This is a genomic window from Mesorhizobium sp. M0293 (assembly GCF_040321735.1).
GTDB lineage: Bacteria > Pseudomonadota > Alphaproteobacteria > Rhizobiales > Rhizobiaceae > Mesorhizobium.
In genome coordinates, this window is record NZ_JAMYSA010000109.1 from 1 (window position 1) to 19,197 (window position 19,197).

Consider the following 19,197-nt stretch of genomic DNA (forward strand, 5'->3'; position numbering starts at 1 on the left):
ACATCCAATCTCCCCCGCAAGGGGGGAGATTGGATGTCGCATCGGCCTTCACCAATCTCCAACGTCTGAAGGCTGGCGGCACGCACGAACTGCCAATCTCCCCCCTTGCGGGGGAGATGGCCGGCAGGCCAGAGGGGGGTGCTGTCCCGCTGACATCGAAGTTTTTTGCCACTACTGAAAATTGCGCCCCTTGGGCATGACTTGTTCCGCCTCTCCCGATAATGCCGCGAGATCCTGTCGGATCGGTGCGCTCCGGATTGTGGATCGACTGTCGCGATCCGGACTTTTGGCAGTGCGTTCCTGAGGAGCGGCGACCGCCGATCCAGCCTCGCTGACTTTCTCCAGAAGCACGGTCAGCCAAGGCGTCAGGTCCTCGACCTTTTCTGCAACGATGTGGACCACACCCGATTCCGACTGCAATTTCCCGGTGACCCGAACGAACCGAGCGCCCATGACGATCGGCCGGTAACGGTCGAAGGTTCTTTGCCAGAAAATGACGTTGGCCACCGCCTTGTCGTCTTCCAGCGTCAGGAAGATCGCGTTGCCCTTGCCGGGGCGCTGCCGTACCAGCACAAGCCCGGCGACGGAGACCCGTCTGCCGTCGCGCACGTTGGGAAGGTTCGCATTGGGCGTGACGCCGGCGCGGTCGAGCCGCTCGCGCAGGAAGGCGACCGGATGCGCCTTCAGCGACAGGCCGAGCGAGCGGTAGTCGTGGATGACATGCTCGCCGAGCGGCATTTTCGGTAGCTTCGTCTCGGGCTCCAGCTCGCGCAGGCGGAGCGCCGGTTGGTCGAACAGCGGCAGCCTTTCGGCGGCGCTCTTGCCGTCGAGCGCGCGCACCGCCCACAAGGCTTCGCGACGATCAAGACCAAGCGAACGGAAGGCATCGGCTTGCGCCAGCCTCTCGATCTCGTCGACATCGAGACCGGAGCGCAGCCAGACGTCCCTGACGGACATATAGCCGTCGCCGCGCCGGTCGACGAACAGATCCATGCGCTCCTTGGACAGGCCCTTGATCTGCCTGAAGCCGAGCCGCAGTGCATGATCCGTCTCGATGACGCCGCGCATCTCGGCATGGCGCGCGAGGATGCGGGCCGGATCGAAAGGCGCTTTCTCCAGCGTGCAGTCCCAGACCGAGAAATTGACGTCGACGTCGCGAATGTCGACGCCATGGTCGCGCGCGTCGCGCACCAGCTGGGCCGGCTGGTAAAATCCCATCGGCTGCGAATTCAGGATCGCGGCGCAGAACACGTCGGGATAGAAGGTCTTGAACCAGCAGGAGGCATAGACCAGCAGCGCGAAGGAGGCGGCGTGGCTTTCGGGAAAGCCGTATTCGCCAAAGCCCTCGATCTGCTTGAAGCAGCGCTCGGCGAAGTCCTTGGTGTATCCCTTGCCAACCATGCCGTCGATCATACGCCGGCGATAATTGCCGATCGTGCCGGTGCGTTTGAAGGTGGCCATGGCGCGGCGCAGTTCATCGGCCTCGCCCGGCCGGAAACCGCCGGCGACGATGGCGATTTTCATCGCCTGTTCCTGGAACAGCGGTACGCCCAGCGTCTTGCCGAGAATCTCCTTCAATTCCGCCTTCTGATACTCGGCCTTCTCCTTGCCCTGTCGACGGCGCAGATAGGGGTGGACCATGTCGCCCTGGATCGGGCCCGGCCGGACGATCGCCACCTCGATGACGAGGTCGTAGAATTCGCGTGGCCGGAGACGCGGCAGCATCGACATCTGGGCGCGGGATTCAATCTGGAAGACGCCGAGCGTGTCGGCGCGGCAGATCATGTCGTAGACATTTCTATCCTCGGGCGGCAACGTGGCCAGCACATAGGGCCGGCCATATTTATCCCGTGCATTGGGATAGTGCTCCTCCAGCAAGGTGAAGGCGCGTTTCAGGCAGGTCAGCATGCCAAGCGCCAGCACGTCCACTTTCAGGATCTTCACCGCGTCGAGATCGTCCTTGTCCCATTCGACCATCTTGCGCTCGTCCATCGCCGTCTTGACGATGGGCACGATCTCGTCGAGCCGGTCCCTGGTGATGACGAAGCCGCCGACATGCTGCGACAGGTGGCGGGGAAAACCCATGATCTCGTTGGCGCGTTCCAATACATGCTGCGACACCGGATCGGTGCGGTCGAGGCCGCCGGCGCGAGCTTCCTTCTCGCCGAGTTCCGAGGTCGACCAGCCCCAGATCGAACCGGACAATGACCCCCTGACATCCTCCGACAGGCCCATTGCCTTGGAGACTTCGCGCAGCGCCGAACGGCCGCGGTAGCTGATGACGGCGGCGGCCAGTGCGGTGCGCTTGGTGCTGTACTTCGTATAGATGTACTGCATCACCTCTTCGCGTCGCTCATGCTCGAAATCGACATCGATATCCGGCGGCTCGTTCCTCTCCTCGGAGATGAAGCGCTCGAAAAGCGTGTCGATCCTGTCCGGCCCGACTTCGGTGATGCCGATGCAGAAGCAGACGATCGAATTGGCGGCCGAGCCGCGCCCCTGGCAGAGAATGTCCTGGCTGCGGGCAAACTTGACGATGTCGTAGACGGTCAGGAAATAGCGGGCGTAGTTGAGGCGCTCGATCAGAGCGAGCTCTTCCGCGATGCGCTTGGTCACCGAAGCGGGCACACCTGCGGGATAACGCTCGGCAGCCCCCTCTCGCGCCAGCCTTTCCAGCTCGGCCTGCGGCCCGAGACCCGATTCCGTCGGCTCGTCGGGGTAATTGTACTGGAGGTCGCTCAACGAAAAAGTCAGCTCCTGCGCAAACCGCAAGGTCTCGGCCAGCGCCTGCGGATGCCTGCGGAACAGGCGCGCCATCTCCATTGGCGGCTTCAGATGGCGCTCGGCATTGGCGGCCAGTTGCAGCCCGACCTCGGCGACGGGTGTGTTGAGGCGGATCGCGGTCAGCACGTCCTGCAGCGGGCGCCGTTCGGCCGTGTGGTAGAGAACGTCGTTGGTCGCCATCAGCGGGATGCCGGCACTCTCGGCAAACGCCGCCACCTGCTCGATCCGGAAACGGTCATTGCCGGCATAGTCAGGCGAAACGCCAAGCCGCAGGTTCCGACCGAAACGATGCTTGAGGTCTCGAAGCAAGGCGAGACTGTTTTGCGCCCCCGCCGACAGATCGGGCAGGGCCGCCAGCGACAGGAGGTCGCCCCATTCGAGCAGGTCGTCGCGCTGGAGAAGGGTGGCGCCTTTTTCGTTCTCCTCGCGCAGATTGGCCTGGGTCAGCATGCGGCACAGATGCCCCCAGCCCTTGCGATCCCTGGGATAGGCGAGAATGTCCGGCGTACCGTCGCCGAAAACCAGCCGGCAGCCGGGATGGTAGGAAAGCTTTTCCACCTTGGCCTGCTGCCAGGCACGCACCACGCCGGCCACCGTGTTGCGGTCGGCAAGCCCGATCGCGGAGAAGCCGAGAAGCTTGGCGGCGACCACCAGCTCCTCCGGCTTGGAGGCGCCGCGCAGGAAGGAGAAATTCGACTGGATGCCGAACTCGGCATAGGGGATGACGGTCAGCGCGTTCATGCGAAGACACCATGCAGGAACCAGCGCGGCGGCACCTGCGAGGCGCCGCCGTAAAGGCCTTGCCTATAGAGCCAGTAGCGGCGTCCGTCGGCATCCTCGATACGGAAATAGTCGCGCGTCGATGCCGCCTCGTCGCTCGGCGCCTCGCGCCACCATTCCGCCGCGATGCGTTCCGGCCCCTCGGCCCGCGTCACCCGGTAGAGTGCGCGGCGCCAGCGGAAGTTCAGCGGCGGTCCTTCCGGCATTTCGGTGGCCGGCACGTCGATGGGTTCGGGCGAGCGGAACAGCCGGATCGGCCGTTCCGGCGGAAAGATAGTCATCGGCGCTTGCAGCCTGTCCGGCCTTTTCGGCGGCGTGGTCCGGCGCGGGGCTTCAGTGAAGGGGATCGTGGCGACGGCGCGCTCCGGCAGATGGCTCTCGACGGCAACCGGTTGCAGGACCGCGCTTTCGCCGAGCCGGGCACGGATGCGGTCGGCGAACAGCGCGATATCGGCGCCGTCGTCTATCACCTCGCCGGCAAGATCGGCCTGCTGCATGTCGAAAGCGGCTGATGTCAGCACCGAGAGCCGCACCAGATCGAAGCCGTAGCCGGCATCGATATCCTGTTCGAGCGCAGCCAGTCGCTCATGGAACAATTTCTGGATCAGTCGGGGTTCGCGCAGCGGCCGCGAGGTGCCGAGAGCGATGCGGCTAACGGCGCCATCGACCCGGAAGAGCAGCAGCGCCAGTGTCCTGGCGCCCTCGCCGCGACGCTCGAGATCGGTCTTCAAGGTCGCCGCCAGCATGCCAACCAGCCGTTCGATGTCGTCGGTCAAGGTGACGGGCTCGGCCAGATGGCGTTCGACCGAAAGCGGCGCGACGGGAAGGCGCGGCGACACCGCCTCGTCGAGGCGGCCAAGCGCCTGGTCGAGGCGCAGGAGCAGCAGGGCGCCGAAGCGGCGGGCGAGCGGCGCGCGCGGTGCCGCCATGACGGCGCCCGCCGTGCGCAGGCCGACGCTTTCCAGGCTGGCGCGGGTTGCCGGCTCGATGCGCAGTGCGGCCAGCGGCAGGGGTGCCAGCAGCGCTTCCTCCTCGCCGCCATCGACGATGCGGTCACCGGCAAACCGTGCCGCTGCCCAGGTTGCTCCCGGTGTCGCGGCAAGCCCGGCGCGGACGTCGAAACCCTGATGGAAAAAGCGCGACAGGATGTCGTCGAGCATGGCGCGTTCGCCGCCGAACAGGTGGGTGCAGCCGGTGACGTCGAGAAACAGGCCGTCTGCCCCGTCCAGCGCCACCAGCGGTGTGTAGCGGTCGCACCAGTCGGCAAGACCTTCGAGCAGACGCCGGTCGGCCTCCGGATCGGCCTCGACGATGTCGATCGACGGATGCATGGCGCGCGCATCGGCAATGCCCATGTCGCGCTTCAGGTGCAATGCTTCAGCCCGCTCGTCGAGGGCCGAGATGCGCTGCGCGTTGCGGTCGCGATGGCTGATCACGAGCGGTGGGTGAGATGGCGGCAGGTGATCCGACGGCCGGGAACGCCAGGACCGCCCCAGACGCTGCCGCAGGATCCTTTCCACGGCCAGATAGGGAAACCACAGGGACAGGATTCTTTGCCCGCTCTCTTTCCTCGCCCCTTCCTTCGTCGCTCGTTCTTTCGTCGAATGCGCGTTCATCGGGGTTCCACTCCAGTGTGAATTGTCCAGGCAAGGCCGTGCGGCTCTTGCCGATGGTGAGGGTGAAGGCCGGGTGGCCGATCGAGCCGGCGAGCGGCCCGGCGATGGTGTCGCGCGGTACCGCCGGCGCCGACGAGACGATGAGCCGGACGGGGGCCGCCGTCGGCTCGGGCTCGGCCGCCTGCCGCAGCAGGAACACCGGCCGGCCTGCACCTTGAGCCCGCGCATGCAGCCGGCGCGTCGCGGTCAGGTCCAGCCGCCGCGGATTGCCGCGAATTTCCAAGATGACGGCGGCGAGTGCCGTCATCCGGGCAGCCTCCTCGGCGACCCACAGCGCATCGACAAGTCGGGGCGCCTCGGAAAACAGCAATTGTTCCGGCTGGATGCCGAACGAGGCATGAAGCCCCCTGGCGTAGGGAAAGCCGGCTTCGCGGAAGATTTCCGTGGTGCCGATCCACAGCACCGGCAGCTCTGGCGTCCGCTTGAGGATCAGGCTGGTGAGCGACAGAGCGAAGCCGGCGACAGCCCCGGCATCGCGGGTTTGCGTGCCATGGATTTCGCTCAAGGCTGCCTTCGGCAGGCCGCCGCTCAAAGCGGCATCGAGCCGCCCGACGCCGATGGGCAGGTACGCATCCGGCAAAGCCGCGGCAACGCCACGGCGGACGATTGTGAGATCGGTATTGGGCGTGACACCCGTGCTGGCGTCAGCATCAGGGGTCGCTGCGGCCGGCGCCTGCAGGCGCTCCGGCAGCGTTCCCTCGATTTTCGCGATCTGGCGGCGCAGGGCAAAAACAGTTTCCCGCGCCACGGCGGTCATCGCCATGACGGTCAGCTTCCACTCACAATTGTTCCTGTTATGTTCTTATAGATTCCAGAGAGCCTCCCAAGAGTCAAGCTGAGTCATGGGGAATTTATTCCTGTCGTGTGGGTTTGTCCGAGGCGTGCGGCCGCCAGTCATTTGCCGAGTCCTGCGCGAAAGCCTATATGCCCGGGATCAAAGGACAAAGCATGGCTCGCATCTACAAGACCCGCACCTGGCACGACGAACTCTCGCCCTCGATGGACGAAATGGAGTTCCTGGCGCTGGAGGCCTATGCCCATCTGCCGGAGGATTTTCGCAAGCTGACCGGCGAGATCGTCATCCAGATCGCCGAGTTCCCGACCGACGAGATCATGGACGATCTGTCGCTGGAAACGCCCTTCGACCTGCTCGGCCTGTTCGAAGGACGCGGCATCGCCGAGCGCTGGAATCCGCAGACCGGCGAAGGCCCGAACCGCATCACGCTCTACCGCCGCGCCATCCTCGACTACTGGTCCGAGAACGAGGAAACGCTGGGCGACATCGTCACCCACGTGCTGATCCACGAGATCGGCCACCATTTTGGCCTGTCGGACGATGATATGGAGAAGATCGAAGAGGCGGCGGAGTAGCCCCACACCTTCGTCATCCTAGGGCGGAGCAAGGAGCGGAGCGACGCAGCGCAGACCCTAGGATCCATGCCGTGATGTTGGTACAGTGCTCCGTCGGTGCAGGACTGAAAGCTTACCATCCGGTTCGGCGAGAATCCTGATCCGCTATGCCCCTCGGCGGAGGTAACGGCATGGATCCTAGGGTCTCCGCAGTCGCTTTGCGACTGCTACGCCCTAGGATGACGAAGGGAGGCGTGACGATGGAACGTCAGAGCTTTGAAAACGTGTGGGACGCGCTGGAAGATACTCCGGCCGAGGCCGCCAATATGACTATGCGCTCCAACTTGCTGATCGCGATTGAACAGCGGGTGCGGAGCTGGAACGTTACCCAGGCCGAAGCAGCCAACCGGCTCGGAATCACCCGGCCACGCCTTAGCGACCTCCTGCGGGGCAGGATCGCGAATTTCAGTCTGGACACGTTGATCAACCTTGCCGCACAGGCCGGACTTACAGTGCGTCTTGATATCGCCGAGGCTGCCTGATCAGTGGTGGGGTTTGCAGTGCTATAGTCAGCGAGCATTGAGCCACTTGCCGCAGGTAGGCATGTTCCACCCCGCCCATTGGTTGGCCACCGCATCAACGAAAAGGACGTCATTGTCCATTCCTATCGAGTCGGTCCAGAACTCAGCGGCGGCAAGGGCCTCTGAGGTTTCGCTTCAGACAGGTTGGTCATCCGGCTGATGAAAAGATGCAGCGCCTTGCGCAGGGCGAGCGATGGCGGCTCGGACGGATGCCACTGCGCAAAATGACCATCGACCACCATTCGTGCCAAGCCATAGACAAATGCACGAGCGGCAAGAACCAGATGATCGAAGTCCGTATTATTCGCGGCCAACCGACCCTGTTGTTGCGCCTGGGTCAGCAGGTCGATCATTTTTCGGCGAATGGCTTCATTCTGACCCCGAAGACTGTCCGAGGCGTCGAAATCAATCAGCGTTCGGGAACTAATGACCTGGAAATGCGTGGGATTGGCAATCGCCCATTCCAGATAGCCTTGTCCGATTGCTTCGAAGGCCACGATGGGATCCGCGCTGTCGACTTCTGAAAGTGCATTGGCGACGGCCTCTGTCAGCCGGCTCATGGCCTGTTCGGCGACCGCGGTCAGTAGCGCCGTTTTCGATTGAAAATGCCGGAAAGGCGCGCCGGGGGAAACGCCGGCCCGCTTTGCGGCTTCACGCACGCTCACATTGTCGGGGCCGCCTTCCTCGACAAGTCGAATTGCAGCATCGATCAACGTGTCCCGCAAATTGCCATGGTGGTAGCTGGTGCGGCGAGGCGTCTTGGCTTCTGCCATCTCTTTCCCTTTGTTCCGTAGAACTGCTTCACGCGTCCATAGCATGATTCCGCAATTTATGTAATCACCGTTTACAACCCCGGCAGGAGAATGTAAGCGGTGATTACGAATGGGATCGGAACAGGCCTGCGGTCTTCGCGGCTGCCGTTTTTCCAGATGAGGAGACGAACATGCTCGCCACAACCGCCGAACCCTGCCGTCCGCAATCGCTCATTTCGCTTCACGGTTCAGCTGAAGAACCTCAGCACAAGGAGAATTCCACGGCTGTCCAGTCGAGCGCGGCTGTGCCCAGCGCTACGCTTTATCGGCTTGCCGCCGTCGCCGGGGTGGGGAGCGCGCTTATTCTTCTTGTCAACGCGGCCAAACGCAGCGCGCTCATCGCGACCACCGATCTGACGCAACTTCTTGCGCCAATCGCCGAGATATTGGCGCTTGGTCTTGTCGTAGGCCTGTTTCTTGCGTTTGGCCGGCGCGCGGGCCTGTTCGGCACGATCGGGTTTGTCATCAACTTCGTTGCATTGGCAAGTTTGGTCGGTGTGGAAGTGGTGATCAATCTCGTATTTTCGAAGCTTCCGTTGACGACCATCATCGAGCTGCGCGCCGGTCCTCTCGGACTGGCTCTGGTCCTCAGTTCAGTTCTTTTTCTGGTTGGGACGCTGGCGTTTGTAATCTCTCTTGTCGTTGCAAGAGGTGTGCCGCGCATTCCACTCGCTCTCTATTTCATTGGCGCGGCGCCTATCGCGCTCCGGGCGTTCGTGCCGGAATTGGCTCTTGACCTGGGCTTGGTGACGCTTGCGGCAGCGATCGCCTGGCTGGCCGGGTGGCTGTGGATGCGAGCGCCGGCTACCAGTCGCTGAGCTTGGTGTCCGGCCCGTATTCCTGCCCGTCGATATCTTTCACGACGGCCTGGCCGCAGCACATGGTCTTGGCCTTCTTGTCGAAGGCATAGGTCGGCGAGCCGAACAGGTGCCAGCCCTTGTTCAGCGCCGCCGTCACCTTGTGGCAAAAGCTGGCGTCGTCCGGGCCGGTCAGAAAGCGGTAGAGTTTCATCGGGTTGGTTCCTGTCGTGAGTAGCCTGCAAGCACAGGGCTGATATCATGCGCCGATGGCGGCTGCCTTCGCCAGCAATTTTTCGGCCTGCGCCAGGTGCAGCCGCTCGATCATTCTTCCGTTCAGCGCAATCACCCCTTTGCCGGCATTTTCGGAAAGCGCGAAGGCTTCTTTCACCGAGCGCGCCTCGGCCACCGCCTCGGGCGACGGTGCAAAGGCTCGATTGGCGGCTTCGATCTGGGCAGGGTGGATAAGCGTTTTGCCGTCGAACCCCCTGGCGGCGGCTTCCGCGCATTCGCGGGCAAAGACGTCGAGATCGCGGAAATCGTTGGAGACGCCGTCGAGCATGTCGAGGCCGCCGGCGCGCGCGGCCAGCAGCATCTGCATCAGCCAGGGCACGAGATAGCGCCGGTCAGGTGTGACCAGCACGCCGGTCTCCTTGACCAGATCATTCGTTCCGGCAACGAAACAGTCAAGCCGCGAGGCCGGATCGCGGCCAAGCTCGGCAATGGCGCCGATGTTGAGCATGGCCTTGGGCGTCTCGATCATCGCCCATAGTTTCACCGCATCGGGAGCAAAATTGTCGTCGAGCACGTCGCCCACTTCCAGAATGTCGCGCGGCCTGTCGACCTTGGGCAGCAGGAGGCCGTCAGGCTCGCATTTGGCCATGGCAAGCAGATCGTCGGCGCCCCATTCGCTGGACAGCGCGTTGACGCGCACGATCATCTCGCAGCGGCGGCCAATATCGTTGGCAACCGGACGTTTGGCCAAAATGCCCGCCAGTTTTTCGCGGGCGGCAATCTTGTCGGCCGGTGCGACGGCGTCTTCGAGGTCGATGATGATTGCGTCGCAGGGAAGCTGCGCGATCTTGGCTAGCGCCTTGTCGTTGGAGGCCGGGACGTAGAGCACCGAGCGGCGCGGGCGATAGGTTTCGGTCATCTCAAATCTATGCCGCGTGTGGTTGGTCGAGGCAAGCACGCGGATGAAGGCTCGATCTCCCCCCTCGTGGGGGAGATGTCCGGCAAGACAGAGGGGGGCGCTGTCCTGCCGACCTCTCATTGATTGTAATGTGCCCTCAGGCCGCTCTCAGCGGTCGCTCAGTGACCGAGGTTGGCGTTCCTTCACGCCCCCCTCTGCCCTGCCGGGCATCTCCCCCACAAGGGGGGAGATTGGCAGCTTTGGCCCTGCACGAAAACTGCACACGCTTGCGGAAAACCTCCTCGCATCCGCCGCACCGTCTCCCCGCCGTCCTGCGAGACAGGCGGCATGCAAAAGCGAGCAAAACCCTATTGGTCCGTGCCTTACCGACTGCGCTGCGAGGGCTGGTGGCTGGCCGATCCGCCGCGCGCGAACCCTTCAGCGATCCTCATCCCCTTCGCCCGCAAGAGCCCGCCGGCAATCCGGCTGGAAGCCGTCAGGAAAACCAGATCATGACATCGCTGTTCGCCGCCGCGCCGCGCTATTGCAGCCGCTTCGGTGTCGCCATCCTGCTGGTCGCATTGGCGGATTTTCTGTTCTACGGCCAACCCGCCGGTATCACGGTTTTCCTGTTCGCCCTCCTGATTGCCGCCGCGATCGTCGCCGTGCACCCAGCGGCCTTCAGCGACGGCAGGATCTGGCTCAAGCCCATCGCCTTGCTTGTCGCGCTGCTGCCGCTGGCCGAGAATGTCAGCGCCCTCTCAGTGTCGATCGCGCTGGCGACCTTGATCGTTTTCGCGCTTTCGCTGAGCGGGCGGCTGCGTCACCGCATCGCCCGCATTGCCGGCTAGGTCGCACTGTTCCTGCTGGCGGCGCCGTTCCGTTTCGCCAACGACTTCATCCGCTGGCGCAAGACAGCGCGGCGGTTCGGCCGGCGCCGCGTCCGCCTGGCGGCGATCGCCGTCTGGGGGATGCCACTGACGCTGGGCGCGGTCTTCCTGGCGCTGTTCGGCGCCGCCAACCCGGTCATCGACTACTGGCTATCGCTGATCGACCTTTTGAAACTGCTCGATCTCATCCAGTTCACGCGGAGTGCCTTCTGGCTGTTCGTGCTCGTCGGCGTCTGGGCTTTTCTGCGGCCACGGGTGCCGCGCCTGGTTCGCCGCATCCCGCGCGCGGCGGCGGTCAACGCTCAAGCCGAGAAAACCGTCACCACCATCGAGGACATCCTGTTCGGCAAGGCAGCCATCCTTCGCGCGCTTATTGTCTTCAACTTGCTGTTTGCGCTGCAGACCGGGCTCGACGCCACCTATCTGTGGGGCGGGGCAGCTCTTCCCGACGGGCTGAGCTACGCGTCTTACGCGCATCGCGGCGCCTATACGCTGATCGTCACCGCGCTGCTTGCCGCCGGTTTTGTCCTTGCGGCGCTCAGGCCAGGAAGCGAGACCGCGGCCGATCCGCTCATCCGCCGGCTGGTCTATGCCTGGGTGGCGCAGAACATCATGCTGGTCATCTCGTCGATCCTGCGGCTTGACCTTTATATCGGCATCTATGCGCTGACCTACTGGCGGGTCGCCGCCTTCGTCTGGATGGGGCTGGTGGTATCCGGCCTTGCGCTGATCATCGCCCGCATCGCGCTGGGAAAATCCATCGAATGGCTGCTGTCCGCCAATCTTCTGACGTTATCTCTGACGCTTTATGCCGGCTGTTTCATTAATTTCGCCGCGCTGATTGCCAATTACAATGTCGACCGTTCCTTTGAAATGACCGGCCAGGGCATTCCCCTCGACGCCTGGTATGTGCGCTCGCTCGGCCCGGGCGCATTTCCGGCCCTCGATCGTTTTCTCGATCATCAGAGCCGGACGGCTGCCGTCAACATCCAGTTGTTCGCGAACTGGCGGGGCGGCGCGGCAGCGACGAAGGCTGGTATCGCACCCTCCAGCAGAACTGGCGGGCCTGGAGCTTTCGCGACTGGCGGCTGCTCGGGTATCTCGACAGCAAGGGGCCGTTCGTGGTTCCTCACCGTATCGAACCTTACCTGCCGGGCCGCTGATCGATGCCGCACCATATCCTCGTCGCCGACGATGATCCGCATATCCGCGAGGTGATCTGCTTCGCGCTGGAAAAGGCTGGCATGAAGACGCAGGCGGTCGCCGACGGTGCCGCCGCCCTGCAGGCGATCGGACGGCGGGCACCCGATCTCGTCGTGCTCGACATCGGCATGCCGGAGATGGACGGGCTGGAGGTCTGCCGGCGGCTGCGGCACACATCCGATGTGCCAGTGCTGTTTCTGTCCGCGCGGGATGAGGAGATCGACCGCATCCTTGGGCTCGAAATGGGCGGCGACGACTATGTGACAAAACCGTTCAGCCCGCGCGAACTGGTCGCCCGCGTCAACGTCATCCTGCGGCGCGCCCGCCCGGCGGCGCCCGAACCGGCCGACGACCGGCAGTTCGCGCAGGGCAAACTCGCTTTGGCGCCGGCCAGCCACGAGGCTAGCTTCGACGGTAGGCCGCTGTCGCTGACGGGGATAGAATTCTCGATCCTGAAAGGGTTTTTGGCGCGGCCGAAGCATGTGCTCGACCGCGATGCGGTGATGGCAAGTGCCTATGCCGCCAACATCCATGTCGCCGGCCGCACCGTTGACAGCCATATCCGCAACATCCGCGCCAAGCTGGCAGAAGTGGGTTGCCTGGATGTCATCGAGACCGTGCATGGCGTCGGCTTCCGGCTCGGCCGATGCGGCTGACGACTTCGCGAAAATGGATCGGCCGCAAATGGCGGCCTCGCCTCGCCACGGTCGTCGTCGCCATCCTGATCATGGTGATGGCCTTGCCGCTGGTGGGCCTGTTCTTCTTCCGCCTATACGAGAACCAGCTGATCCGCCAGACCGAAGCGGAGCTGATCGCGCAAGGCGCGGCCATTGCCGCCATCTATGCGCAGGACGTGCGCGATGCCGGCATCCCGCCGCAAAAACTCGGTGCACCGATGCCGCAGGCGGGTGGGAATGCGAGCCGTAGCGCCAATCCGGATCTGTACAGGCCGATCGAGCCGCAACTCGATCTCGCTTCGGATTATGTGCTTCCGACCCGGCCAGCGGCCATGCCAGGCACAGCCGATCCCGCCTTCGCCGCGATCGGAACGCGCCTGTCCGGTATCCTCGACGCCACCCAGAAAACCACGCTGGCCGGTTTCCGATTGCTCGATCCCACAGGCGTCGTCATCGCCGGGCGCGGCGAGATCGGCCAGTCGCTTGGCGCGGTCGAGGAGGTGCGCGAGGCACTCGCCGGCCGCTACGCCAGTGCGCTCAGGCTGCGCATCCCCGACCAGCCGGCGCCACCGCTCTATTCGGTCAGCCGCGGCACCAAGGTGCGTGTCTTCGTCGCTTTGCCGGTGGCCGTCGATGGCCAGGTCGCTGGCGTGGTCTATGTGTCGCGGACGCCCAACAACATCATCAAACATCTCTATGGCGAGCGCGGCAAGGTGACGTTGGCGGCGATCGCCATCCTCGGCGGCACGCTGCTCATCGGCCTGGTCTTCCTGCGCACCGTCAGCCGGCCGATCTATGCGCTGATCGACCGCACCGAGCGCATCGCCGCCGGCGACCGCGCGGCGATGCGGCCGCTCGACCACCACGGCACATACGAGATGGCGGAGCTGTCCGCCGCCTTCCTCGACATGGCCGAAAAGCTGCAGGCGCGCTCGGACTCTATCCAGACTTTTGCCACCCATGTCTCGCACGAGCTCAAATCGCCGCTGACGGCGATCCAAGGCGCGGCCGAGCTGCTGCGCGATTCAGGTAGCGCCATGGACGATACGGAGCGGCGGCGCTTTTCCAACAATATCGTCACCGATGCGGGACGGCTCAATCTGCTGGTGCGGCGCCTGCTTGACCTCGCGCGCGCCGAAAATCTTGCGCCGAGCGGCGAAAGCACCTCGATCGGCGCGGCGCTGGCGTTGCTTCCCGTCGATAACAGGCTGACGGTTTGCGTCGAGGCTGGGGGCGAGGTCGGCTTGCGTATATCGGCTGAGAACGCGGCAATCGTGCTGGCCAATCTCATCGACAATTCGGCCAGGCACGGCGCGACGCAGGTTTCAATCACGGCCGCAAGTGCCAGCGGCAAGGCGACGGTGCTGCTCAACGACGACGGAGCCGGCATTTCACCCAGCAACCGGGCGCGCATCTTCGAGCCGTTCTTCACCACGCGCCGCGATTCGGGCGGCACCGGCATGGGCCTCGGCATCGTTCTGGCCCTCCTGAAAGCGCATGATGGTATGATCGCGCTGGTTGACTCCGAGCGCGGCACGCGCTTCGAGATCATTTTGCCGGTCGCGTGAGGACGCGGGCAAAGGATCGGAGAAAAAAGTGCGCTACGACATCGTCATCATCGGCGGGGCCATCGTCGGATCCTCGGTCGCCTATTATCTGCGCGAGGAAGGGTTTTCCGGCTCGATCGCCTTGATCGAGCGCGATCCGCAATTTGCCCACGCGGCAACGACGCTGTCCTTGGCCTCGATCCGCCAGCAATTCTCGATCCCGGAAAACATCCGCCTGTCGCAGTTCACGCTAAAACTGTTCAGGCGGCTGAAGGAAGAGTTCGGGGCTGACGCCGATATCGGTTTCCGCGAAGGCGGCTATCTCATCCTGGCCGGCGAGAACGGCTTGCCGATCCTCAAGAGCAATCACGAGGCGCAGATGGCCGAGGGCGCAGACATCGTTCTTGAGGATGCGGAGCAGCTGGTGCGCCGTTTCCCGTGGCTGTCGGCCGAGGGCATCACTGCCGGCGCCTATGGCCGCAGCGGCGAGGGCTGGTTCGACGCGCATGCGATGCTGATGCTGTTCCGCAAGGCGCTGCGCGACAAGAAGATCGATTTCATCACCGCCGATGTCACCGATATTGCGCGCGACGGCAACCGCGTTACCAGCGTCAGCCTCGACAATGGCCAGACGCTGGAGGCCGGCACCGTCGTCAACGCCGCCGGGCCGAACGCCGGCAAGGTCGCTGCCATGGCCGGTCTCGTGCTGCCGGTCGAGCCTCGCAAGCGCAACGTCTTCGTCTTCGAGGCGCGCGAGAAATACGCCGACATGCCGCTGCTGGTCGATCCCTCCGGCATCTATGTACGCCCGGAAGGCTCGGTCTATCTCACCGGCGGTGCCGAACCGGAAGAGGGCGACGGCCCAGCCCCCCCCGGGGATTTCGAGGTCGACTGGCCATTGTTCGAAGAGGTGATCTGGCCGGTGCTGGCGACCCGCATTCCGGCTTTCGAAGCGATCAAGCCGACGCGCGCCTGGGCCGGCCACTACGATTACAACACACTCGACCAGAACGCGGTCATCGGCCCGCATTCCGAGGTCGGCAATTTCCTGTTCGCCAACGGGTTCTCCGGCCACGGCCTGCAGCAGGCGCCAGCGGTCGGCAAGGCGCTGGCCGAACTGATCGTGCACGGGGGTTATCGCACGGTGGACTGCTCGGCGTTTGGGTACGGCCGGGTCGCAGAAGGGCGGGCGTTTCGGGAATTGAATGTGATTTGAGCGGGGGCGTCGCAGAATAAGCGGTTCTGTCGAGTTCCCGCCCACCCCCCTCTGGCCTGCCGGCCATCTCCCCCGCAAGGAGGGAGATTACGCGCTCAACCGCTTTCGCCAATCTCCAGCGTGGCAAGAATGAGCGGAGCGTCGAAGTTGCCAATCTCCCCCCTTGCGGGGAGATGGCCGGCAGGCCAGAGGGGGGTGCTGTCCCGCTGAGTGTTGCAAGTCAAGTGGCCGCAGTCAGCCCTTGCGGCTGAACCAGAATGCATCCGCCATGCGCTTCATGCCGATGCGTTCGTAGAAGCCGACGGCGTCGGGCATGGAGATCAGGCTGATGGCGACGGACGGACCGAGTTGCCGGCGCGCCTCGTCCATCAGGCCCTTGCCGATGCCGAGCCCCTGCGCCGATTGGGAAACGGCGAGCTCGGAGATGTAGCAGACCCAGGAAAAATCGGTGAGCGCGCGGGCCACGCCGATCAGTGGCTTGCCCTCCACGTCGAGACGTGCGGTCAGGACCAGGTTTGCGCCTGAAAGCATCGTCTGCAGGCGAGCGTCGTCATCGACAGGGCGCGTTTCGCCAAGGCCGGATTCCACCAGCACGCGACGGAATTCGGCGATGTCGAGCGCGGCTTCGCGTGCATAGAGGACGTGTGCGTTTTCTGCCATGGCCGACAGACTGCACTATCGGACGGCGAATTCGAAGCCGTTTTCGCGCATAGTTCTATGCATATCGTTCTCCCAAAACCGGGGCCACCTTTGAGTGATATGCATTATGGCTTGCGCCACCGCGCACAAACGATTGCCTTTTATTTGCTGCCGGCTTTGTGTAAACCGGCGTCAGCAAATTCCCCCGCAACGAAAACACGGGCAAAAGCCATGGAAAAATTCACCAAGCTCACCGGCGTCGCCGCTCCGATGCCGATCGTCAATGTCGACACCGACATGATCATCCCCAAGGATTATCTGAAGACGATCAAGCGCACCGGGCTCGGCACCGGCCTGTTCGCCGAAATGCGCTACAATGACGATGGTTCGGAAAACGCGGATTTCGTGCTCAACAAGCCGGCCTATCGCAAGGCGCAGATCCTAGTCGCCGGCGACAATTTCGGCTGCGGCTCGTCGCGTGAACACGCGCCGTGGGCCTTGCTCGACTTCGGCATTCGCTGCGTCATCTCGACCTCGTTCGCCGACATCTTCTACAACAACTGCTTCAAGAACGGCATCCTGCCGATCACCGTCAGCCCCGAGGATCTCGAGAAGCTGATGGACGACGCGTCGCGCGGCTCCAACGCCACGGTGTCGGTCGACTTGGAAGCCAAGGAAATCCGCGGTCCGGATGGCGGCGTGGTCACGTTCGACCTCGACGACTTCAAGAGGCACTGCCTGCTCAACGGGCTCGACGACATCGGCCTGACCATGGAAAAGGCCGGCGCCATCGCTTCGTTCGAGAAGAAGAACGCCGAACAGCGCCCGTGGGCCTGAGCGGCACGCTCCGGGAGAGATAGGCCCCGGCGGCTTTCAAGCCGGGTTCGTTGCGACTGAGTGAAGGGACAGTCATGACTCGTTCGCTTCTTGCCGGCACTTGCGGGCTGACGTTTCTTCTGCTGACTGCCGTGAGCCACGCCCAGACACAGACGCCCGCCGCGCCGGCACCGGCGGCCGAAAAGCCTGCCACCGACCAGGGAACGGACGCCGCCGACGCTTCCGATGACGACAGCCAAGCGCCCGTGCCATTCGAGGGCGGCCAGCTGACCATCACCCAACCGGAACAAGACGGGGAGAAGGTGCTTGCCTTCGACGGCAAGCAGTTGGCCACCAACTATGATGTCTTCTTCGACAGAATAGTCGAGGTCGGCGGCGTCAAGGTGGCGCTGTTCGATGTCGGCGATGGCGGCAACCAATGCGGGCCGGCGACAGTGATCGTCTGGAAGCCGGAAGGCGGCACCATCCAGAGCACCACAGTCGAGCAGGACGATTGCGGCGCGCCGCCATCGGCGGTGTCCGACAACGCCATCTATTTCGTGCCCTATCTGTTGCCAGGGGATCAGAAGCCGGCTTTGCAATGGTCGCCGACCGACGGGCTGACGATTTCAGGCAATCTGAGCTACATGCCGGAACCCGGCACGGACTGGAAGGACATCGATCCGGAAAAGTACCAGAACATCATCGACGCCTTCCACAACGAGGCTGTCTACAAGGAAGCTGAAAAGCTGCTGGGCAAGGACATGCCCGACATGGCGACCAGCCTGCTGGTCGGCGGCGGCACGGAAAAGACAGCGTCGGGCGCCTTCTACGCCAGCGGCTGCGTGCCGCATGACTGCGGCGGCAATGACGGCTTCATGGCGGTCGACCCGGCCAAGCACAAACTCTATTTCGCCCGCCGCGGCGACAATGGCGAGCCGAACGCCTGGCCGCCGCTGACGACATGGCCGGCCGATGTGAAGGAGGCGCTGGACAAGGCGCTGGGGTCGGCGAATTAGGCATTTGTCGGTGGTGAACTAAAGATTGTTACGCCGCGATCCTTCACACCCCCCTCTGCCCTGCCGGGCATCTCCCCCGCAAGGGGGGAGAGCGGCCGTCACCACGACTTTCGCAAATCTTTCAACGTTGCAAGAATGGCGGTTCGTCAAAGCTGCCAATCTCCCTCCTTGCGGGGGAGATGGCCGGCAGGCCAGAGGGGGGTGCTGTCCCGCCGGCATCGAGTTTGCACTGCCGATCCCTCTGCGTTGGCCCATGGCCGAACCGGCATCTTGCCTGCAGAATGGCCGCACTGACCTGCGAGGAACCCTCATGCGAAAACTGATCTCCACCGGCTCGCCGTTCGAAAAGACCGCCGGCTATTCGCGCGCGGTGGTGCAGGGCGACTGGTGTTTCGTGTCCGGAACGACCGGCTACGACTATGCGACGATGACGATGCCGGAGACGGTGGAAGCGCAGACGCGCAATTGCCTGGCGACGATCGGCAAGGCGCTGCATGACGGCGGCTTCGAGATGGCCGATGTGGTGCGGGCGCATTACTACATCACCGACCAGGCCTTCGTGGACATCGTCTTCCCGATCCTCGGCGAGACGTTCGGCGACATCAGGCCTGCGGCGACGATGATCGTCTGCCAACTCAACAGACCCGAAATGAAGATCGAGATCGAAGTCACCGCGCTGCGGCGCACGGCATGAAAGGCGGGCAGATGAAAGTCCGGCGTATCGTTGCCAACATCGCGACATCGGATGTCGCGGCGGCGAAGCGCTTCTACCAGGACGTGCTCAACCTCGACGTGCTGATGGATCTTGGCTGGATCGCCACTTACGGTTCTGATGAAAAGATGCAGGTGCAGGTCAGCTTCATGGCGCAAGGCGGCTCCGGTACGCCCGTGCCGGATCTGTCGATCGAGGTCGACGATGTCGATGCGGCGCTCGATGCCATGAGTGCCGCCGGCTTTGCCATCGAATACGGACCGGCCGACGAGCCCTGGGGCGTGCGGCGCTTCTATGTCCGCGATCCGTTCGGCCGGCTGGTCAACATTCTCTCGCACAGGTGATGGTTTAGCTCGGGTTCCTCGCCCCCACGTGAGTGGGGGAGAGGTGGCTCGGCGAAGCCGAGACGGAGAGGGGGACTGGCGCTACGGTAGCCAGACCAGCGATTGCCGCGTGCTAAGCCAGCGCCCTACGAAAGCCCCCTCTCCGGGCGCGGCGGGGGCCCCACCCCCCCCCCCGGTGGGGGGGGGCGGCCACCCGCGGGGGTGGGGGCGGGGGGGGGGGGG

20 protein-coding genes are annotated in these 19,197 nt (G+C 63.9%); 13 read left to right on the top strand and 7 right to left on the bottom strand.

The features are described 5' to 3' along the window. Positions 1 to 171: 171 nt before the first annotated feature. The 3 genes from NKJ06_RS28355 to NKJ06_RS28365 are packed head-to-tail and all read right to left on the bottom strand — an operon-like array spanning position 172 to position 6,003. Entirely contained in the window at positions 172 to 3,525 is a 3,354-nt protein-coding gene (locus NKJ06_RS28355; RefSeq protein WP_352811421.1) for an error-prone DNA polymerase, read from the bottom strand. Continuing rightward, entirely contained in the window at positions 3,522 to 5,000 is a 1,479-nt protein-coding gene (locus tag NKJ06_RS28360) for a DUF6504 family protein (protein ID WP_352811424.1), read from the bottom strand. The genes NKJ06_RS28355 and NKJ06_RS28360 overlap by 4 nt, the downstream gene beginning before the upstream one ends. Continuing rightward, entirely contained in the window at positions 4,942 to 6,003 is a 1,062-nt protein-coding gene (locus NKJ06_RS28365; protein WP_352632139.1) for an ImuA family protein, read from the bottom strand. The genes NKJ06_RS28360 and NKJ06_RS28365 overlap by 59 nt, the downstream gene beginning before the upstream one ends. A 185-nt stretch (positions 6,004 to 6,188) precedes the next feature. On the opposite strand from NKJ06_RS28365, the gene NKJ06_RS28370 reads away from it, so the two are divergent. Further along, positions 6,189 to 6,611, top strand: a complete 423-nt coding sequence (locus tag NKJ06_RS28370; protein WP_023763026.1) for a metallopeptidase family protein — start codon at positions 6,189 to 6,191, stop codon at positions 6,609 to 6,611. 239 nt (positions 6,612 to 6,850) lie between these two features. Continuing rightward, the gene (locus NKJ06_RS28375; RefSeq protein ID WP_352632140.1) at positions 6,851 to 7,132 is read left to right on the top strand and encodes a helix-turn-helix domain-containing protein; all 282 of its coding nucleotides are present in this window, start codon (positions 6,851 to 6,853) and stop codon (positions 7,130 to 7,132) included. A gap of 122 nt (positions 7,133 to 7,254) precedes the next feature. Here NKJ06_RS28375 and NKJ06_RS28380 read toward each other — a convergent pair whose 3' ends face one another. Beyond that, a complete protein-coding gene (locus NKJ06_RS28380) occupies positions 7,255 to 7,944 on the bottom strand; it encodes a TetR/AcrR family transcriptional regulator (protein WP_352632142.1) in 690 nt (229 codons plus the stop codon). A gap of 170 nt (positions 7,945 to 8,114) precedes the next feature. On the opposite strand from NKJ06_RS28380, the gene NKJ06_RS28385 reads away from it, so the two are divergent. Then, on the top strand, positions 8,115 to 8,801 hold the full coding sequence (locus NKJ06_RS28385) for a hypothetical protein (protein WP_352632144.1): 687 nt from the start codon (positions 8,115 to 8,117) through the stop codon (positions 8,799 to 8,801). Here the strand turns inward: NKJ06_RS28385 and NKJ06_RS28390 are convergent. Both NKJ06_RS28390 and NKJ06_RS28395 read right to left on the bottom strand, forming a co-directional pair. Beyond that, a complete protein-coding gene (locus NKJ06_RS28390; RefSeq protein WP_352632146.1) occupies positions 8,788 to 8,994 on the bottom strand; it encodes a DUF1737 domain-containing protein in 207 nt (68 codons plus the stop codon). The genes NKJ06_RS28385 and NKJ06_RS28390 overlap by 14 nt on opposite strands. Positions 8,995 to 9,039: 45 nt before the next feature. Then, a complete protein-coding gene (locus tag NKJ06_RS28395) occupies positions 9,040 to 9,933 on the bottom strand; it encodes an HpcH/HpaI aldolase/citrate lyase family protein (protein WP_352632148.1) in 894 nt (297 codons plus the stop codon). Positions 9,934 to 10,260: 327 nt separating this feature from the next. On the opposite strand from NKJ06_RS28395, the gene NKJ06_RS28400 reads away from it, so the two are divergent. The 6 genes from NKJ06_RS28400 to NKJ06_RS28425 are packed head-to-tail and all read left to right on the top strand — an operon-like array spanning position 10,261 to position 15,445. After that, a complete protein-coding gene (locus tag NKJ06_RS28400; RefSeq protein ID WP_352632150.1) occupies positions 10,261 to 10,428 on the top strand; it encodes a hypothetical protein in 168 nt (55 codons plus the stop codon). Next, a complete protein-coding gene (locus tag NKJ06_RS28405) occupies positions 10,425 to 10,763 on the top strand; it encodes a hypothetical protein (protein WP_352632152.1) in 339 nt (112 codons plus the stop codon). The genes NKJ06_RS28400 and NKJ06_RS28405 overlap by 4 nt, the downstream gene beginning before the upstream one ends. Before the next feature lie 48 nt (positions 10,764 to 10,811). Further along, positions 10,812 to 12,020 (top strand): DUF4153 domain-containing protein, encoded by a 1,209-nt coding sequence (locus tag NKJ06_RS28410; protein ID WP_352811433.1) that lies wholly within the window; start codon positions 10,812 to 10,814, stop codon positions 12,018 to 12,020. Beyond that, positions 11,969 to 12,661, top strand: coding sequence for a response regulator (locus NKJ06_RS28415; RefSeq protein ID WP_352811429.1), 693 nt, complete (start codon positions 11,969 to 11,971; stop codon positions 12,659 to 12,661). Before NKJ06_RS28410 ends, NKJ06_RS28415 begins: the two co-directional genes overlap by 52 nt. Beyond that, complete coding sequence (locus NKJ06_RS28420) at positions 12,652 to 14,250, top strand: ATP-binding protein (protein ID WP_352632155.1); 1,599 nt, start codon at positions 12,652 to 12,654, stop codon at positions 14,248 to 14,250. Before NKJ06_RS28415 ends, NKJ06_RS28420 begins: the two co-directional genes overlap by 10 nt. A 28-nt stretch (positions 14,251 to 14,278) precedes the next feature. Continuing rightward, positions 14,279 to 15,445: an NAD(P)/FAD-dependent oxidoreductase gene (locus tag NKJ06_RS28425; RefSeq protein WP_352632157.1), complete on the top strand. Its 1,167-nt coding sequence runs from the start codon at positions 14,279 to 14,281 to the stop codon at positions 15,443 to 15,445. 234 nt (positions 15,446 to 15,679) lie between these two features. On the opposite strand, the gene NKJ06_RS28430 is transcribed toward NKJ06_RS28425, so the two are convergent. Then, positions 15,680 to 16,105 carry a GNAT family N-acetyltransferase gene (locus NKJ06_RS28430; protein WP_352632159.1) on the bottom strand — a complete coding sequence of 142 codons (426 nt, stop codon included), beginning with the start codon at positions 16,103 to 16,105 and terminating at the stop codon, positions 15,680 to 15,682. 210 nt (positions 16,106 to 16,315) lie between these two features. On the opposite strand from NKJ06_RS28430, the gene leuD reads away from it, so the two are divergent. The 4 genes from leuD to NKJ06_RS28450 all read left to right on the top strand — a co-directional run bounded on the left by leuD (position 16,316) and on the right by NKJ06_RS28450 (position 18,975). Further along, positions 16,316 to 16,921: a 3-isopropylmalate dehydratase small subunit gene (leuD, locus tag NKJ06_RS28435; protein WP_352632160.1), complete on the top strand. Its 606-nt coding sequence runs from the start codon at positions 16,316 to 16,318 to the stop codon at positions 16,919 to 16,921. Positions 16,922 to 16,995: 74 nt separating this feature from the next. Further along, entirely contained in the window at positions 16,996 to 17,919 is a 924-nt protein-coding gene (locus tag NKJ06_RS28440; RefSeq protein WP_352632162.1) for an Ivy family c-type lysozyme inhibitor, read from the top strand. 310 nt (positions 17,920 to 18,229) lie between these two features. Continuing rightward, entirely contained in the window at positions 18,230 to 18,613 is a 384-nt protein-coding gene (locus NKJ06_RS28445; protein ID WP_352632164.1) for a RidA family protein, read from the top strand. Between the two features lie 11 nt (positions 18,614 to 18,624). Continuing rightward, a complete protein-coding gene (locus NKJ06_RS28450; RefSeq protein WP_352632166.1) occupies positions 18,625 to 18,975 on the top strand; it encodes a VOC family protein in 351 nt (116 codons plus the stop codon). Positions 18,976 to 19,197 lie beyond the last annotated feature (222 nt).

Coding starts and splice junctions, on each gene's coding strand:
- NKJ06_RS28355 (WP_352811421.1), bottom strand. CDS start 3,525: ATGAACGCGCTGACCGTCATCCCCTATGCCGAGTTCGGCATCCAGTCG.
- NKJ06_RS28365 (WP_352632139.1), bottom strand. CDS start 6,003: ATGGCGATGACCGCCGTGGCGCGGGAAACTGTTTTTGCCCTGCGCCGC.
- NKJ06_RS28370 (WP_023763026.1), top strand. CDS start 6,189: ATGGCTCGCATCTACAAGACCCGCACCTGGCACGACGAACTCTCGCCC.
- NKJ06_RS28375 (WP_352632140.1), top strand. CDS start 6,851: ATGGAACGTCAGAGCTTTGAAAACGTGTGGGACGCGCTGGAAGATACT.
- NKJ06_RS28380 (WP_352632142.1), bottom strand. CDS start 7,944: ATGGCAGAAGCCAAGACGCCTCGCCGCACCAGCTACCACCATGGCAAT.
- NKJ06_RS28385 (WP_352632144.1), top strand. CDS start 8,115: ATGCTCGCCACAACCGCCGAACCCTGCCGTCCGCAATCGCTCATTTCG.
- NKJ06_RS28390 (WP_352632146.1), bottom strand. CDS start 8,994: ATGAAACTCTACCGCTTTCTGACCGGCCCGGACGACGCCAGCTTTTGC.
- NKJ06_RS28395 (WP_352632148.1), bottom strand. CDS start 9,933: ATGACCGAAACCTATCGCCCGCGCCGCTCGGTGCTCTACGTCCCGGCC.
- NKJ06_RS28400 (WP_352632150.1), top strand. CDS start 10,261: ATGCAAAAGCGAGCAAAACCCTATTGGTCCGTGCCTTACCGACTGCGC.
- NKJ06_RS28405 (WP_352632152.1), top strand. CDS start 10,425: ATGACATCGCTGTTCGCCGCCGCGCCGCGCTATTGCAGCCGCTTCGGT.
- NKJ06_RS28415 (WP_352811429.1), top strand. CDS start 11,969: ATGCCGCACCATATCCTCGTCGCCGACGATGATCCGCATATCCGCGAG.
- NKJ06_RS28420 (WP_352632155.1), top strand. CDS start 12,652: ATGCGGCTGACGACTTCGCGAAAATGGATCGGCCGCAAATGGCGGCCT.
- NKJ06_RS28430 (WP_352632159.1), bottom strand. CDS start 16,105: ATGGCAGAAAACGCACACGTCCTCTATGCACGCGAAGCCGCGCTCGAC.
- leuD (WP_352632160.1), top strand. CDS start 16,316: ATGGAAAAATTCACCAAGCTCACCGGCGTCGCCGCTCCGATGCCGATC.
- NKJ06_RS28440 (WP_352632162.1), top strand. CDS start 16,996: ATGACTCGTTCGCTTCTTGCCGGCACTTGCGGGCTGACGTTTCTTCTG.
- NKJ06_RS28445 (WP_352632164.1), top strand. CDS start 18,230: ATGCGAAAACTGATCTCCACCGGCTCGCCGTTCGAAAAGACCGCCGGC.
- NKJ06_RS28450 (WP_352632166.1), top strand. CDS start 18,625: ATGAAAGTCCGGCGTATCGTTGCCAACATCGCGACATCGGATGTCGCG.